The sequence below is a fragment of the Microcystis sp. M53602_WE12 genome, from assembly GCF_030065455.1.
GTDB classification, from domain to species: Bacteria; Cyanobacteriota; Cyanobacteriia; order Cyanobacteriales; family Microcystaceae; genus Microcystis; species Microcystis aeruginosa.
The window spans coordinates 1-16,087 of the sequence record NZ_JASJFB010000146.1 but is presented as its reverse complement, the minus strand read 5'-3'; the positions used below and the strand labels follow the sequence as shown (position 1 = coordinate 16,087).

General features: G+C 45.5%; 14 protein-coding genes and 2 pseudogenes. 8 read left to right on the top strand and 8 right to left on the bottom strand.

Annotated elements, in window-relative coordinates; genetic code table 11:
• Positions 1-156: 156 nt before the first annotated feature.
• Together PX482_RS05740 and PX482_RS05735 are read left to right on the top strand one after the other, a co-directional pair.
• Positions 157-594: pseudogene (locus tag PX482_RS05740) on the top strand (RNA-guided endonuclease TnpB family protein); the annotation flags it as partial.
• A gap of 47 nt (positions 595-641) precedes the next feature.
• Positions 642-2,885: an IMS domain-containing protein gene (locus PX482_RS05735; RefSeq protein WP_288094863.1), complete on the top strand. Its 2,244-nt coding sequence runs from the start codon at positions 642-644 to the stop codon at positions 2,883-2,885.
• Positions 2,886-2,938: 53 nt separating this feature from the next.
• Here the strand turns inward: PX482_RS05735 and PX482_RS05730 are convergent, their stop codons facing one another.
• Positions 2,939-3,100 carry a hypothetical protein gene (locus PX482_RS05730; RefSeq protein ID WP_288122181.1) on the bottom strand — a complete coding sequence of 54 codons (162 nt, stop codon included), beginning with the start codon at positions 3,098-3,100 and terminating at the stop codon, positions 2,939-2,941.
• Between the two features lie 269 nt (positions 3,101-3,369).
• Between PX482_RS05730 and PX482_RS05725 the strand changes: the two genes are divergently transcribed.
• Positions 3,370-3,687 (top strand): KGG domain-containing protein, encoded by a 318-nt coding sequence (locus PX482_RS05725; RefSeq protein ID WP_002761051.1) that lies wholly within the window; start codon positions 3,370-3,372, stop codon positions 3,685-3,687.
• A 246-nt stretch (positions 3,688-3,933) separates the two neighbouring features.
• Here PX482_RS05725 and PX482_RS05720 read toward each other — a convergent pair whose 3' ends face one another.
• Positions 3,934-4,482, bottom strand: coding sequence for a DUF2808 domain-containing protein (locus PX482_RS05720; RefSeq protein ID WP_002761049.1), 549 nt, complete (start codon positions 4,480-4,482; stop codon positions 3,934-3,936).
• 118 nt (positions 4,483-4,600) lie between these two features.
• Positions 4,601-5,065, bottom strand: a complete 465-nt coding sequence (gene smpB / locus PX482_RS05715; RefSeq protein ID WP_002732921.1) for an SsrA-binding protein SmpB — start codon at positions 5,063-5,065, stop codon at positions 4,601-4,603.
• Positions 5,066-5,281: 216 nt separating this feature from the next.
• Between smpB and psb29 the strand changes: the two genes are divergently transcribed.
• Positions 5,282-5,968, top strand: coding sequence for a photosystem II biogenesis protein Psp29 (psb29, locus tag PX482_RS05710; RefSeq protein ID WP_170863942.1), 687 nt, complete (start codon positions 5,282-5,284; stop codon positions 5,966-5,968).
• Between the two features lie 137 nt (positions 5,969-6,105).
• Complete coding sequence (gene cofH, locus PX482_RS05705; protein ID WP_288122180.1) at positions 6,106-7,242, top strand: 7,8-didemethyl-8-hydroxy-5-deazariboflavin synthase subunit CofH; 1,137 nt, start codon at positions 6,106-6,108, stop codon at positions 7,240-7,242.
• 269 nt (positions 7,243-7,511) lie between these two features.
• Here cofH and purM read toward each other — a convergent pair whose 3' ends face one another.
• Entirely contained in the window at positions 7,512-8,537 is a 1,026-nt protein-coding gene (gene purM, locus PX482_RS05700; protein WP_002761046.1) for a phosphoribosylformylglycinamidine cyclo-ligase, read from the bottom strand.
• Between the two features lie 503 nt (positions 8,538-9,040).
• On the opposite strand from purM, the gene PX482_RS05695 reads away from it, so the two are divergent.
• Positions 9,041-9,331 (top strand): DUF4164 family protein, encoded by a 291-nt coding sequence (locus PX482_RS05695; protein ID WP_002761044.1) that lies wholly within the window; start codon positions 9,041-9,043, stop codon positions 9,329-9,331.
• Positions 9,332-9,414: 83 nt separating this feature from the next.
• Here the strand turns inward: PX482_RS05695 and radC are convergent, their stop codons facing one another.
• Both radC and PX482_RS05685 read right to left on the bottom strand, forming a co-directional pair.
• Positions 9,415-10,146 carry a RadC family protein gene (gene radC / locus PX482_RS05690; RefSeq protein WP_002761042.1) on the bottom strand — a complete coding sequence of 244 codons (732 nt, stop codon included), beginning with the start codon at positions 10,144-10,146 and terminating at the stop codon, positions 9,415-9,417.
• A gap of 97 nt (positions 10,147-10,243) precedes the next feature.
• The gene (locus tag PX482_RS05685) at positions 10,244-11,431 is read right to left on the bottom strand and encodes an aspartate aminotransferase (protein WP_002761041.1); all 1,188 of its coding nucleotides are present in this window, start codon (positions 11,429-11,431) and stop codon (positions 10,244-10,246) included.
• Positions 11,432-11,686: 255 nt separating this feature from the next.
• Between PX482_RS05685 and PX482_RS05680 the strand changes: the two genes are divergently transcribed.
• Both PX482_RS05680 and PX482_RS05675 read left to right on the top strand, forming a co-directional pair.
• The gene (locus tag PX482_RS05680) at positions 11,687-12,973 is read left to right on the top strand and encodes an FAD-binding oxidoreductase (protein ID WP_288122179.1); all 1,287 of its coding nucleotides are present in this window, start codon (positions 11,687-11,689) and stop codon (positions 12,971-12,973) included.
• A 9-nt stretch (positions 12,974-12,982) separates the two neighbouring features.
• A complete protein-coding gene (locus PX482_RS05675) occupies positions 12,983-14,338 on the top strand; it encodes a (Fe-S)-binding protein (protein ID WP_002761037.1) in 1,356 nt (451 codons plus the stop codon).
• A 52-nt stretch (positions 14,339-14,390) separates the two neighbouring features.
• On the opposite strand, the gene PX482_RS05670 is transcribed toward PX482_RS05675, so the two are convergent.
• Both PX482_RS05670 and PX482_RS05665 read right to left on the bottom strand, forming a co-directional pair.
• Positions 14,391-15,824: a phosphoglucomutase/phosphomannomutase family protein gene (locus PX482_RS05670; RefSeq protein ID WP_288122178.1), complete on the bottom strand. Its 1,434-nt coding sequence runs from the start codon at positions 15,822-15,824 to the stop codon at positions 14,391-14,393.
• A 68-nt stretch (positions 15,825-15,892) separates the two neighbouring features.
• Positions 15,893-16,087 (bottom strand): annotated as a pseudogene (locus PX482_RS05665) (hypothetical protein); the annotation flags it as partial.

The following is a 16,087-nucleotide window of genomic DNA, read 5'->3' as shown; positions in this document are numbered from 1 at the left end:
CACACAGAAATTTACGCTTGGGGAGTAGTCTTTAAGAGTGCTTACCTTGTAGGTGTAGTCGGACTAGACATGAAACTGTAAGACCAAAATTAGCTTTGCTAGTAGCGGCAAGATTCAGCCCAAGAATCTCCGCACTTTTAGGGCGGAGAGTGTCAAGTAATCAGTAAAGCTATCGTTGCCGAGGCAAAATTAACTAACTCGATTATCGCTATTGAAGACCTAACCGGTATTCGAGAGAGAACCAACCAACAACCACGAAATAAGACCGAGAGAAGACGGTCTAACTCTTGGGCTTTCTATCAACTTCGACAATTTCTCGAATACAAAGGCATTAAAGAAGGAGTTGAGGTTATCGCGGTTAATCCACGATATACCTCTCAAACCTGTCATTGTTGCCTACATATCGGAATTAGAAGCGGAAAATCGTTTAAGTGTAGCAATAAGACTTGTGGTTGGATTGGTGACGCAGACGCGAACGGTAGCAAGATGATTAGACTTTTGGGGCTGAGTGTAATCCAGCCCAGAGAGCCGAATTTATTGGCTTGCCCGATAAGTTTAGGGTTACAGAAAGCTCCCGTTAAGCTGACGCTTTAACGGGAGTAGATTACTAAGGACTCTCCAGAGTTGAGGTACAGCTAACCGTGCGAATTCCTCTCGACTACTACAGGATATTGGGAATCCCCTTTCAGGTGAGTGCCGAGCAGATTGATTTGGCCCACGCCGACCGGGGACGGCAATTGCCACGTCAAGAATACAGTCAAACAGCGATCATTGCCCGTCAGCACTTGTTAGATGAAGCTTACCAAGTGTTAAGTGCTGCGGATCGCCGTCGTGATTATGATGCTCAATTTTTTGACCCCAATCCCCTGCTTCTCAACCCAGAAAGCAGTGCCGAAAACCTAGATTCTCAGGGTGGGGAGGTAGCCGCCGCTTCTCCAGAATATCCCACTCCCCAGATTACCATTGCCCCCGCCGATCTGGTGGGAGCTTTGCTCATCCTGCAAGAGTTGGGAGAATACGAGTTAGTGATTCGTTTGGCCGAAACTTATCTAGATTTAGAGCCAACTACTCGCCCAGACATGATCTTAACCTTGGCTTTGGCCTACGGGGAATTAAGTCGGGAATATTGGCAGGATAAAAATTATGAACAGGCGGCCAGCACCGCGGCCAAAGCCCTGACTTGGTTGGAACAAGAAGAAATGTTCCCGCAAGTGGCCAGCGAGATTCGCCATGATTGCGATCGCCTGCGTCCCTACCGGATTCTGGAATTGTTATCCCAGGAAAAAAAACCTAGTCTTGCCCGTCAGCGCGGCTTGAATCTCTTGGAAGAGATGTTAGAAGCTCGCGGCGGCATCGATGGCCAGGGCGACGATCGCTCTGGGTTGGGGGTGGATAATTTTTTACGCTTTATTCAACAGTTACGGGTTTATTTAACTCAGGCCGAACAGGAAAAAATCTGGGCAAAAGAGGCACAACGCCCCTCGTCGGTGGGTAATTATCTGTTGGTTTATGCCTTGATTGCCCGCGGTTTCGCCCAAAAACAACCCGCCGCTATCGTTGCGGCCAGCGCTCGCTTGCAGCAATTACAAAAACATCAGGATGTCTCCCTCGAGCGATCGATCTGCGCCCTACTGCTCGGTCAAACCGAACAAGCAATCACAATTTTAGAAAAAAGTCAAGAGCAAGAAATATTAAATTATATTAAGGAACAATCCGGGCAATCTCCCGATCTCTTACCTGGGTTATGTCGTTACGGTGAGCGTTGGTTACAAACAGAAGTTTTCTGCCATTTTAGTGATTTGGTTGAGCGGAAAGCCTCACTAAAAGAGTATTTTGCCGAGGAAGAGGTACAAAATTATTTAGAAGAATTGTCAGGTTTTCCTGACGAAAAAGTTCCCGTGTCGGTTCAAGAAAAGGTTGGCGAACCTTTAGAATCGGAAGTAACTGTTCTCAAAACCCACACCCCCCCCACCCATTTAAACCCAGTGCCAGGAGCGACACCGATGAGGGAATCTGCTTATTCTTCCCACTCTCGTCCCCAAAAACCGTCTTTAGCTAGAGCTAACGGTGAGCGGACAAGCTCTGCTGTACCTGCCCTGAGAGCCACTGCTCAGGAGGAAACTTTCACCCCCTATACTCAGGGCAGTGTGGTGGTGACAGCAGCCTATCGTCAACCGGCACTTAATCCCCTCCGTCGTCGTCCCCGTCGCTCGCGTACCCCAGCAGCGGGTAACTCCGGGCCGGCAGCCCCAGAAACGGTAAAAACTGCCCTAGTCCCACCGAAACGGAGACGACCGGCCCGCAGAAAACTACGACTCGATCGAGTGGCAATATTGGGGGTAGGATTAGTGGGAACGCTCGCAGTTTTGTCCCTGGGGGTAAAGGCAATTGTCGATAGTCAATCTCCTTTGGCAGCCTTGCAAGGGGAACAGTTACCGATTTCTTTAAATACTCCCATACTAGAAATTCCTTCGGCTAACGCGGAGGTTATGGAAGGGAATCCCTTAGATAAGGAAACGGCCAAGGAGACGATTCAAGCTTGGTTAGCAGCAAAATCGGCTGCTTTTGGCAGTGAACACCAAAAAGAGCAATTGAAAGAGGTTTTAACGGGTTCAGCTTTGGAAATTTGGCAAAAACGGGCGGCGGCTTTACAGGGAAATAACTATTGGCGCTACGATCATCAAGTGGATGTGCGATCGGTCACTAATAATGCGAAAAATCCTAATTTAGCCACGGTGGAAGCGACAGTCAACGAAAAGGCCATGTATTTCGATAATGGCAAGGAAATTGTCAATCGTTCCTATAATGAGTCCTTGAACCTGCGCTATGATTTGGTACGGCAAGGAGATAAATGGTTGATCGAAAAAACCCAACTCTTACCCTGATTTTTCCCGATTAAATCCCCAAAAACTAGGCTTTAGGCTGCCCGCACATCCAATTAAGAGTGCATGGCAGCCTTTTCAGTGGGAAGTGGGGAAGTGGGGAAGTGGGGAGAAGGGAGCAGGGAGAAAAAAGCTGATAACTGATAACTGATAACTGATAACTGATAACTGATAACTGAAGACCGACTCCTGCAAAGGCAAACTTTGTACCTCACCATTAAGATAACTTCTATATCTTTAGACTGATAAATGCTCGATTCGCTTAATATTTTTTAACATAAAATACGCTCTTTTATCGCTGTAATTAGTTGCCTAGAAGTCAAGCTAATGAGTTATGATACTAGGTAGGAATCCATAGTTCTTAGAGGAGGAAAGCGGGGCAATCTCAATGTTTTGCCCACCGACAAGACCATGATTTTGATGTTTTAAAAATCTCGCATAAGTCTTTAAGAACTTTTAAAATCAGCATTCACACAGGAGGGATATTATGACAGGTAAGAGTAAACGCGGTTTTGCCTCTATGGATCAAGCTAAACAACGGGAAATCGCTAGTAAAGGTGGTAAAGCTGCTCATCAAAAAGGTACAGCCCACGAATTTACCTCCGAAGAGGCTCGCGAAGCGGGACGAAAAGGTGGTGAAGCGGTTAGCCGAGATCGCGCCCACATGGCAGCTATCGGACGGGAAGGGGGCAAAAATTCTCACAAAGGCAGTGGCAAAAACTCAAACTCCGAAGAAAATTCCCCAGCCAACGAGTCTATAGGTGAAAACTACTCAGATTTTAGCAACTCGGAGGCAAATAGTTGACTTTGGTTGACTTTTTCTCAGACTGAGAGGGTGTTAGGGTTTTGGGGTTTTAGTTAAATTCCCCCATTCCCCCATTCCCCCATTCCCCCATTTCCCTATCCCCGTTAACGAAGGCAGGAGGCAGAAGGCAGAAGGCAGAAGGCAGCTTTTATTTATTATCCCCACACCCCACACCCCACACCCCACACCCCACACCCCACACCCCACACCCTACCCCCACGAAAAACTTTTTGCCGCAAACCCTACTTAAGGTTCGATACTGACAATCCAAGTCCCAACGTAGAGACGGACGGGAATATTGCCAGAGGCAATCACATCACAGGTAAAGTAATAAGTGCCTAATTCGGGATTTCTGACATTAGACATGACGATTTCAACTTTGCTGGTGGGATCGATCGCTTGTTCGGGGACAATTTGAATAACGCGACTATCCTTATCCCAAACCACTTCCTTTAAAGGTAAAGATTTGCCGTTGATGCGTACCTCGATTTTATTGGTGTCAAACTGGCCGTTAAAATAATCGGGATAGGAAATAAAAAAAGCTGAAGCCCCTTGGGAGAGTTTTTTCGCGGGAATATAGAGTTTATAACGATCCATTTGCTTGGGACGACCGCCAAATTGCAAAAAATAATCTAAGATATCCTTGCGATCGACTCCACTAAAAATTGTTAGGCCGGGGTTGCCATTGGCTAAAGTTATTTTTGGTAAAATAATCCCCGCACCCACAGCTAAAGATAGAGCAATTAAAGCGGGTGCCTTGGCATATTTAATTATTTTTGTCAAGAGTTTTAACATAAATTTTAACCCAAAGTGAGGGGGATGGTGACGGCCGCAAGGAGCCTAATACAGTTCAACTGTAACAAAACCCGATCGTTTCTTACCTAGACCTTTGCCAGTCCGATAAGTGTCTTGGTTAACGCTTCATCGCTCGCGCCATATCCCGTTGATCCTGACGACGTTTCAAATCTTCGCGTTTATCGTGTAATTTCTTGCCTCTACCGAGGCCAATGCTGATTTTTACCCAACTACCTTTAAAATACATCTTCAAAGGCACAAGAGTTAAGCCTTTCTGTTCCACTTGACCGATGAGTTTGCTGATTTCCTTTTTGTGCATCAACAATTTTCTCGTCCGGCGCGGGTCGTGATTAAAATATTCGCTACTCTGTTCGTAGGGGGAAATATGAACATTAATTAACACCGCTTCACCATTGCGGACTAAAACGTAACCATCCCGCAGGTTTACCTTACCGGCACGCACGGATTTAACCTCGGTCCCCAGCAACTGCACCCCCGCTTCAAAAGTCTCTAAAATCTCGTAGAGATGGCGCGCTTGCCGGTTATCAGTGATAATTTTGATTTTGTCGTCTTGATTGGCCATATAGTCAACTGAAAAGTGAAAAGTAAAAAAGCGATTGGTAGAGGCAGTATCGGCTAATTATCTCGATTTTTCCATGTCCTTATCTTTATATCTTACTCGCTCTTTTGCTCTCTGGGGACTGACTGCTTGCCGCTCTTTGGTGATCACTGGCCTTGTCAGGGGGAACGAGAAGGGAGAAAATGAGAGCAGTGTTAAATTTTTATGAAGTTTGGTTCTGTGGACAAAATTCGTACTGTTTCCGATAGTAAGCGTGATTTTTATACTCGCCACACCCGCCCCATCAATTCGGTGTATCGGCGCGTGGTTGAGGAATTATTAGTCGAGATGCACCTGCTCTCCGTTAATGTAGATTTCCATTATGATCCAATTTATGCCCTTGGTGTGGTTACTTCTTTCGAGAAGTTCATGGAAGGCTATCGTCCGGGGGAGGATAAACCGAATATTTTTAATGCTTTGTGCCAAGCGGTTAACGGTAATCCCGAAGTCTATCGTCGTGATGCCGAAAATATGATCGCTATTGCCAAAGAAACTAATATTGATTCCTTGCTTTCCCAACTGCAAAACCCTGCTCTGGGTGGTAACAATCAGTTGTCTGATAGTTTAGTTTCGGTTATCAACGCGCCTAAGTTTAAGTATAGTCGCCTGTTTGCCATCGGTCTCTATACTATTTTGGCGGAAGCACAACCGGACATGATCAAGGAAAAAGAAAAACGCGAACAAATTTTGCAAAAGTTCTCAGAAATTCTCCGTCTCTCCAGCGAGAAACTGCAAAAAGACCTCGATGTTTATCGCGGTAATCTTGATAAAATGGATCAGCTGCTCAAGGTGATCGAAGATGCCCTAGAAGCAGAAAAGAAAAAACGTCAACAAAAAGAACAGGAAAAACAAACCACCCTGCAATAAAGGCTCTCAACCGGAAATTACCGCGTGCAGACAAGGGAATAGGGAACAGAAAAAGGATTAAATCGGCTCTCTTTCTTTACTGTTCCTTCTGACCTCGTTCTACAATTAGGATCGGCAACCCTTAATATTTATCTCCCGTGACTAACTCCTCCATCACCGCACCCGTAACCGATATTTTGGCAAAAGCGCGGTCAGGGGCAAATTTATCGGCAAAAGAAGCGATTATCTTGCTAGAAACTACCGATAACCGTTTAATTGCCCAGATTCGGGAAACGGCCGACTTTTTACGTCGTCAACAGGCGGGAGATACCGTCACCTACGTTATCAATCGCAACATTAATTTTAGTAACATTTGTGAGCAGCATTGCAGTTTTTGTGCATTCAGACGCGATGAAAATGAAGAAGGGGCCTTCTGGCTTAATTTAGAGGAAATTATCGCTAAAGCGGCGGATGCCGTCCGTCGTGGGGCGACGGAAATTTGTATGCAGGGGGGATTAAACCCAAAAGCCAAGATTAAGGGCAATTCCTTAGACTATTACCTCGAAATTGTTAAAAACCTGAAACAAGCCTTTCCCAACCTGCATTTACACGCTTTTTCGCCCCAAGAAGTCCAATTTATAGCTAGAGAAGACGGTTTAAGTTACGAAAAAGTTATCGCTTCTCTGCAAGAAGCAGGAGTGAATTCTCTACCGGGGACGGCTGCCGAGGTGTTGGTGGATGAGGTAAGACGGGTAATTTGTCCAGAAAAAATCGATGCCGCCACTTGGTTAGAAATAGTCGGTACTGCCCATCGCTTGGGGTTACATACCACCAGTACCATGCTCTGCGGTCATATTGAAACCCCTAGCCAACAGGTGCAGCACCTCGAAAAAATTAGAAAACAGCAAGAAATCGCCCTAGAAAATAATTATCGGGCTAAAATCACCGAATTTATTTTATTGCCTTTTGTGGGACAATCAGCCCCCAAACCCCTGAGAAATCGAGTCGGACGGGATCAACCAATTTTAGCCGATACATTAAAATTAACAGCAGTGGCGCGGATTTATTTGGGCAATAGCATTAAAAATCATCAACCCAGTTGGGTAAAATTGGGCTTACAGGGGGCGACAGAAGCTTTAAACTGGGGTTGCAACGATCTTGGTGGTACTCTCATGGAAGAACATATTACCACTATGGCCGGGGCTGTGGGCGGTACTTGTTTGACCGTCGAGGAATTAGCAACGGCGATTAAATCCCTCGATCGCCCCGCCCGTCAACGGGATACAATCTATTAACTAGGGTTTGCTGAAAGAGTTTTTCGTGGGGGCAGGGTGTGGCCCCCCAACCCCCCCGACATCGGGGGGGCAGCTGGGGTGTAGGGTTTTCCCCATTTTCAGGGGGTCAATTACCTAATTTTCAGGGAAAAAGTGCCTAAATTTCCCCCCCGATCACCCCAATGTCTGGCACTTTTTGATGGGAAAAAAGTCTAAAATTCTTATCCAACAAGGTTTTTAGATTTATTCAGCAGACCCTAAGTAGGGTTTGCTGAAAGAGTTTTTTCAGCTTAATCAAGCCCAACAATCTCCCCCTTGCCGGCAATCACTTCGCCGATTTGGTAGGCATTAATCCCAGAGGATTGTAGTTGATTAATAGTCGATCGAGCCAGATCTGATGGGACAATGATCACAAAACCGATACCCATATTAAAAGTATTAAACATGGCTTCGGCATTAACCGAACCCATCTGGGCTAACCAGTGAAAAATTGGCAAAACTGGCCAACTTTCGCGGTAAATCCGCACAGAATGCCCTTTACCCAAGCAGCGGGGCAAATTTTCCGGGATGCCACCCCCGGTAATGTGGGCCATGGCGTGAATATCTAACCCAGAGCGCAGCAGTTCTAGCACAGGTTTAACATAAAGTCTAGTGGGAGTTAACAAAACTTCACCTAAGCTAGAGCCAGCCAAAATTTCGGGGCAATCTTGCCAATTTAAGCCCTGGGTGTCGATAATCTTACGAACAAGACTAAAACCGTTACTGTGAACCCCACTACTGGCTAAACCGATAGCCACATCGCCGATTTGCACCTTACTGCCGTCGAGTAATTGACTTTTTTCGACAATACCGACGCAAAAACCCGCTAAATCGTACTCTCCCGCCGAATAAAACCCCGGCATCTCCGCCGTTTCCCCTCCCAAAAGAGTACAACCACTATCACGACAGGCCCTAGCGATTCCCGATACCACCGCTGCTAACTGTGACGCTTCCAGTTTACCGGTGGCGAGATAATCCAAGAAAAATAAAGGTTCAGCCCCAGAGGTTAAGACATCGTTGACGCACATGGCCACGAGGTCAATTCCCACCGTATCATGGCAATTGAGACTATGGGCAATTTTCAGCTTGGTTCCCACACCATCAGTTCCCGATACTAACACCGGTTGCCGATAACCGGAAGGTAACTGAAAATAGCCGCCAAAACCGCCTAAACCGCCGATAACTTCGGGACGGAAGGTACTTTCCACATTTTGGCGAATTTTCTCGACAAAAGCGCGTCCCGCTTCCACATCCACGCCCGCTTCTTTATAATCCATGCCCAATTGACCGATTGTATCTCTCAAATTTTACCCAGATTTCGGTCCCATGGGAATTATGAATTATGAATTATGAATTGGGAAGTGGGGAGGAAAGGGTGCGCGAGACGGCCAAAATTGCTGCTTTGACTCGAAGGTGAGAATCCGTCGTAACGCAGCACCTATGATCGACTCATCGACTAAGTAGCTGGTTACAATTAAAGATAAAATACAAAGAACCAGAAGCCTGCGCCACTATCTAACAATTAATTGAGATTGCTTAATTAGGGTTTGCTGAAAAAGTACGGGCGAAGCATTCGGATAGAAAATCTACGGTTTCACCGATAGGTTATTACCCGAATGCTTCGCCCCTACAGGACGCAATCGCCGCTCAAGATGCCAGGTTTTGAAGCACGATTATCTCAAAATCTTGCACCTGTTTCGCAAGAAAAGCCACAAAACTCTTACCTTGCCTACATTTCACATTTATTCAGCAAGCCCTAATTAATTAGGAGTTTAGCAAAATGTCTAACGAAACGGTCACTTATTCCCTTGAGGCTGTCTTGACAAGGATTGAGGGGAAAATCGACTTTTTACAAAGAGATGTCAACGAGCGTTTAAACAAGCTAGAGATAGGACAATCAGAATTAAGAGGGGACATTAAAGCTTTAGATGAGCGACTAACCGCAGAAATTAAAGGGTTAACTGCAAGAGTCGCTTATCAGGAGTTTACCAATCGGGGGATTCTGATAGCTTTGGTTGTTGCCATTTTAGGAGGAGCGGCCAAAATTTTTGGTTTTCTCCCCAATCCTTGACAGCGATCGCATAATGTTTGCAGAAATTAACGCCCAATTGAAACGGCTAAAAAATTAAACTACTTGATCGAATGTCTTTTCTGTCAATCTTCTTGGGGATATTTTTCCCAAAGATCCGTGATTTGGCGAAGACTTTGGAAGTTGCCATTACCGAGGATCAAATGATCTAGGAGAGGAATGGCTAGATAGGTGGCCCCCTGTAATAATTGTTCTGTGAGTAAAATATCGTCTTGACTAGGCACAAGTGACCCGGTGGGGTGATTATGGGCGATAATTAACTTAGTAGCTGATTGTTTAACCACTTCTCGAAAGATTTCTCGCGGATGTACCAGTGTTTCTGTGGCTGTGCCGATAGTAATCACTTTTAGTGCGATTAACTGATTTTTGACATCGAGTAAAATAACGGCGAAACGTTCCTGAGACTGATACATTAGTTCGTGTCCAAGAATAGCGGCAGCGGTATCGGGACTATCGATGACCATTTTTTCCGTCGGTCGTCGTTGAAAAGCTCGTTTTCCCAATTCGATCGCCGCTAGAATAGTAGTGGCCTTAGCCGGTCCAATGCCATGAATAGCGGTTAATTCATGGGGGTGAATATCCCTCAAAACGTCCAAGGGATCCCGGCGATATTTACTCAATTCGTTGAGAATATGCTGTCCTAAACCCACTGCCGAGAGTTTGCCTTTACCTTGACCTGTAGCCAGTAAAATCGCTAATAATTCGGCGTTACTGAGGTTTTTCGCCCCGACACTGATTAAACGTTCCCTTGGTCTTTCACTGACGGGAATATCGGCAATTCTTAAGCTGTAGGTCATGGAAGTGGCAAGCTACCGCGATAAAATTCCATCATAATCGCAATTTTAGTCAGTGCCTAGAGGGATTTGGTGGGTAAATCAAGGGAAAAAACTCTCCTTACCGATAGCGAATTCCCGCATCTTCGAGGCGCTGTAAAGCTTCCCCTAATCGCGGGATATCGGCGATTAAACTGACGCGCACATAACCTTCCCCTCCCTCTCCAAAAGCATTGCCCGGAGTGACAACGACACCGGTTTTTTGCAAAACAGTAAGGGCGAAATCCGTGGAAGTCATGCCGACGCTACAGGGAACCCAGAGATACATTGTCGCCTTAGAGGGGGGAATATCCCAACCTAATTGCGCCAAACCTTTGATGAAAAAATCTCGTCGCTGCCGGTATCTTTCCTGTACTTGTTTGACGTATTCATCCGGCAGTTGTAGGGCGGTTTCGGCCGCCTTTTGGATGACGGAAAAGATACCATAATCGAGATTGGTTTTCAGGGTGCGTAACCCTTGAATAATATCGGAATTGCCCACGACAAAACCGACGCGCCACCCGGCCATATTATAGGTTTTCGAGAGGGTATGAAATTCCACACTAATCTCTTTTGCCCCCGGAATTTCTAATAAACTGGTGGGCTGATAACCATCAAAACTTAATTCAGCATAACAGAGATCGTGGACGAGCATAATCTCATAGTGCTGGGCCCAAGCAACGATTTTTTCAAAAAATTCTCGGGGGGCAACGGCGGCCGTGGGGTTACTGGGATAGTTAAAATAGAGGATTTTCGCCTGTTTAGCCACATCTTCGGGGATAGAATCGATATCTATCAGCCAATCCTGTTCTGCTTTTAAAATGATCGGGTATAGCGTCGCCCCAGCAATCAAGGGACCGCGAAAATGGGCGGGATAGGCGGGACTGGGAACTAAGACCACATCGCCGGGGTTAACATAAGCCAAAGCCAGGTGGGATAGGCCCTCTTTGGAACCTAGCAGCGGTAAAGCTTCGTTATCGGGATTGAGTTCCACACCATAACAGCGATCATACCATTTAGCGATCGCTTCTCGGAAACTGGCGGTTCCTTCAAAGGGTGGATAACCGTGAAATTGGGGGGTTTCAAAAGCTTGAATGGCCGCTTCGATAACTGGACGCGGGGCAGCACCGTCCGGGTTGCCCATACCTAAATCGATTAAATCTAGTCCTTCTTTGCGGGCTAAGGCTTTTAATTCATCCAAGCGGGCGAAAACGTAGGGGGGTAAGGCACTTAATCGCTTGGCGCGGCTATTCGTCCAATCTACACTCATTACTTCTTGGCTTACTGATCGAGGTAATCTAACATTATGACACGAGTGTATGGCTAATTTAGCAGTCAGTTATTAAGCTGACTTCTTTGTGCCTCAATATTGCTAGAATTGCCTGACATCGGAGATGGAGAGCCAAACTAAGGTAATCTGATTAATAGAGGCCCAAAATTACTGATAGCCCCAGCATTACCCCCATTCTTCGCCATTATCGGCCGGTAAGTCCTGACTCCTCACTCCTCAATTCTTTTGTAAAATATGACTGCGATCGCTGTTCAGATAACTTCTATTTTACCCCCCGACACGACAGTTATTACCTGGCAACAAGTGCCAAAAGAGGAACAAGAAAGATTATCAAGGGCAATTAGGGGCAAAAGTCCTGAAATTATAGTTTATCCCGCTAATACAACCGCTTTATCCTCTCTGGTGCGTTTTACCAACGAAAATCGTCTGTCTTTACTGGCCTACGGTCAAGGCAGTAAATTAGATTGGGGTGGGTTAGTCGAGTCGCCCGATATTTTAGTCAGTACCCAAAATCTCAACCGGATTATTGACCATGCTAGGGGAGATTTAACTATAACCGTGCAAGCTGGGCTTAAACTAGCGGATTTACAGGCTTTTTTAGCTCCTAGCGGTCAATTTCTTCCTCTTGATCCCAGTTACGCCGATAATGCCACGATTGGCGGTATTATAGCCACAGCCGACGCGGGAACATGGCGGCAAAGATACGGTGGTGTCCGGGATCTGATCCTAGGATTCTCCTTTATCCGTCACGATGGCGAGATTGCTAAAGCTGGAGGGCGTGTGGTCAAGAATGTGGCGGGATACGACATGATGAAGCTATTTACGGGTTCCTACGGCACTTTAGGGATTATCGATCAAATTACCCTGCGACTGTATCCCGAAACTGCTAACTCAGAAACCCTGATCATCACTGGAAATAGCGAAAATATTAGTAAATTGAGTCAAGTTATTCGGCAATCGGCCTTAACTCCCACCGTGGCTGAATGTTTAAACCCAGGGATGACGCAAGCACTAGGATTAGGGGAAAAAGTCGCTTTACTGCTGCGTTTTCAAAGCATTCCCGAAAGTATTAGCGAACAATCGCAACAGGTGAGTTATTTAGGGCAACAGTTAGACTGTCAGACCAATTATTATCGGGATGAGGAAGAAATTTCTCTAGGGCAAAGATACCGAAAAACAATCGATAATTATGACCAAGAGGGCAATTTTTTCGGCAAAATAGGATTATTACCTAGCAATTTAGCTCTAGTTATCGACCAAATTAACGGACTAGCCTCGATTAATATTAGTAGTGGGGTGGGTAAAGTTATCTTAAGATCGGAGGAAAATCTTGACAAAATTCGCTCTTTATGCAGTGCCAATCAGGGTTATTTAACGGTGTTAACTGCGCCGCCATCGCTAAAAGAAAAAATTGAACCTTGGGGCTATACAGGTAACGCGATTACCATGATGAAAACCCTAAAAACTAAATTCGATCCTCACGGTATTTTTAGTCCTGAACGCTTTCTTAACAAAATCTAATTTAAAATCATGCAAACCTCCGAACATTCCGTTAACTTTCAAGAATTAATCGACCAAAAAAATCAAGGATTTGACCCCAAGAATCCCCCTGCCCAAGAATTAATCGATAGTTGTGTTCACTGTGGTTTTTGTCTATCTACCTGTCCCAGTTATCGAGTGATTGGCAAAGAAATGGACTCCCCCCGGGGCAGAATTTATCTGATGAATGCCATCAATAAAGGGGAAGCAGTTTTAGACGAAACCACTAGCCAACATTTTGATACTTGTTTAGGTTGTTTAGCCTGTGTTAGTACTTGTCCATCGGGAGTACAATACGATCAATTAATCGCCGCAGTTCGTCCGCAAGTGGAACGCAATCAACCCCGCAGTTTTAAAGATAAAATTATTCGTTTTCTCATTTTTAATCTCTTTCCCTATCCCCTCCGTCTCAAATTATTTTTACCCTTCCTCTGGTTATATCAAACCCTGGGATTACAAACCCTAGTCAGGAAATCGGGTATCTTAAAAATGCTCTTTCCCCGTCTAGCGGCGATGGAATCAATTTTACCCAAAATTACCCTGTCCTCTTTGTTTAAAAACTATGCCGATGTTATTCCCTCCCAAACTGAAAAACGCTATCGAGTGGGAGTAGTTTTAGGTTGTGTGCAGCGCCTCTTTTTCTCGCCGGTAAATGAAGCAACAGTGCGGGTTTTAACTGCCAATGGTTGCGAAGTGGTTATCCCAAAAACCCAGGGTTGTTGTGCCGCTTTACCCGCACATCAAGGACAGGAAAAACAAGCACAAAGTTTAGCCAGACAAATGATCGATAGTTTTGCAGAAACCGAGGTTGATTATATTATTATTAATGCGGCGGGTTGTGGTCATACTCTCAAGGAATATCATCATATTTTAGCCGATGATCCTGAATACAAAGATAAGGCTAAGGAGTTTGTGGCTAAAGTACGCGATGCCCAAGAATTTTTAGCCGCAGTGGGGTTAACTGCTGATTTATCCCCGATTACCGAGACAGAATTAACCCTAGTTTATCAAGATGCCTGTCATCTTTTACACGGACAAAAAATCTCCGTGCAACCACGGCAATTATTGCAAAAAATCCCCAATATTAACTTAAAAGAACCTATCGATGCGGCCTTGTGTTGTGGCAGTGCCGGAGTTTATAATATGCTACAGCCAGATACTGCCGATGAATTAGGTCAGCAGAAAGTACGCAATTTATTAAATACTGGGGCTGCGGTGATTGCTTCTCCTAATCCGGGTTGTTCCCTACAAATTAAAAAACATCTACAATTACAGGGAAAAGATACACCCGTTATTCATCCCATCGAATTATTAGATTATGCGATTCGCGGGCTGAAAATTTCCTAGTTCATCCCCGTTTAAAACAGAAAACGGGTTTCTTCAAGAAACCCGTTTTCTATTAGATATAGGTAGCCCAAGATTTTGCCCAGGCGAGAATTTCCTGAACTCGATCGAGGGTTGAAGATTCACAGTAGAGACGCAAAACCGGTTCTGTGCCACTAAAGCGAATTAACAACCAACTGCCATCTTCTAAACGGAATTTATAACCGTCCATAGTATTACAATCAGTCACTTGTTTACCGGCAATTTCCCTTAAGGGTTCCTTATCCAAAGCAGTAATTAACTGATTGCGAGCTTCCATATTAGCTAAGGGTAAATCAATGCGATCATACTCAGAATGAAAACCAGTTTTATCCTGTAATTGCGCGTAAAGATCGCTTAAATCTTGGCCCGATTCTACCACCGCTTCCAAAACGTATAAAGCTGATAATAAAGCATCCCGTTCGGGAATGTGAGTACCATAACCGACACCTCCCGACTCTTCCCCACCAATTAACACAGGAGTGGTCAACATTCGATCGGCGATATACTTATAACCGATCGGGGTTTCAAAGACCGATAAACCGTATAAACTGGCTAATTTGGGGATTAAATCGGAACCGCTCACCGTTTTGACAATTTCCCCTCTCATTCCCTTTTTGCCGGCTAAATGCTCGATTAAAATCGGGATGAGATTTTGGGTGCTTAAAAAATTCCCCCGACCATCGATCGCCGCTACTCGATCGCTATCCCCATCGAAGACCAAACCTACTCGCAAAGGGGCTAAATTTGCGCTGTGAGCCAGTTTATCGATGATTTCCCTCAAATTTCTCGGTAAAGGTTCCGGAGAGCCGCCACCGAACAAAGGATCGCGATTGCCGCGTAATTCCGTGATCCCCACCCCCAAAAGACCCTCTAAACCGGTAGCCGCCGCACCGTGCATGACATCGGAATAAACTTTTAGTTGTCCCGATTCGATCGCGTTGGCAATAGCGGCAATATTAACTTTTTGGCGTAAACCCTGACAATAACCTGACCACGGTTCAAAAGTGCTTAATTTACCTGGAGCTGCGTTAAATTGCGGCGGATTAGACAATAAAGCTTCAATTTGTTGGGTAATTTCCGGCGAGACAGAACCACCAAAATAACCTTTAACCTTCAAACCGAGATATTTAGCCGGGTTATGACTGGCGGTTAATACGATCGCACCGAGAGCATTTTCTGCTCGAGCTGCCCAACTAAAAGCGGGAGTCGGAGCGTAGGATTGGGAGAGAAGCACATCAAAACCGGCTTTTTGCAGCGATTCCGCCGCAGTTTGAGCAAAATCCTCCGCCATAAACCGCCGATCATAGCCGACGATCATCGTCCGCGAACCCGTGATCTGACCATAATTATCCGCTAAAACCTGAGCCGCCAAGGGAGCGAGCAGAGCGACTCGATCGAAAGTAAAATCGGCGGCGATAATCCCGCGCCAGCCATCGGTTCCAAATTTAATCGGGTTCACGGTGGTCATGATTTACGAACTACCCCTAAAATATCCATTTTCCCAATACTGTAACCCGCTCCGTAACCTCTGGAAACTCATTTTTCTCGATCATCGGTTTTTGCCGCCGAATCGAGCGCGCCGACTTCACTGGCTAATAATTTTTCCATTAACATTTGTAACTTCATCCGTTCTATATAGGGCCATCCCCCGGTTTCCTCGATATCCCGGAGTAATCCGTATAAGTCCTTACGGGTATTGGGTAAAGATGGCTCGAACATCTGCTCGCGAAT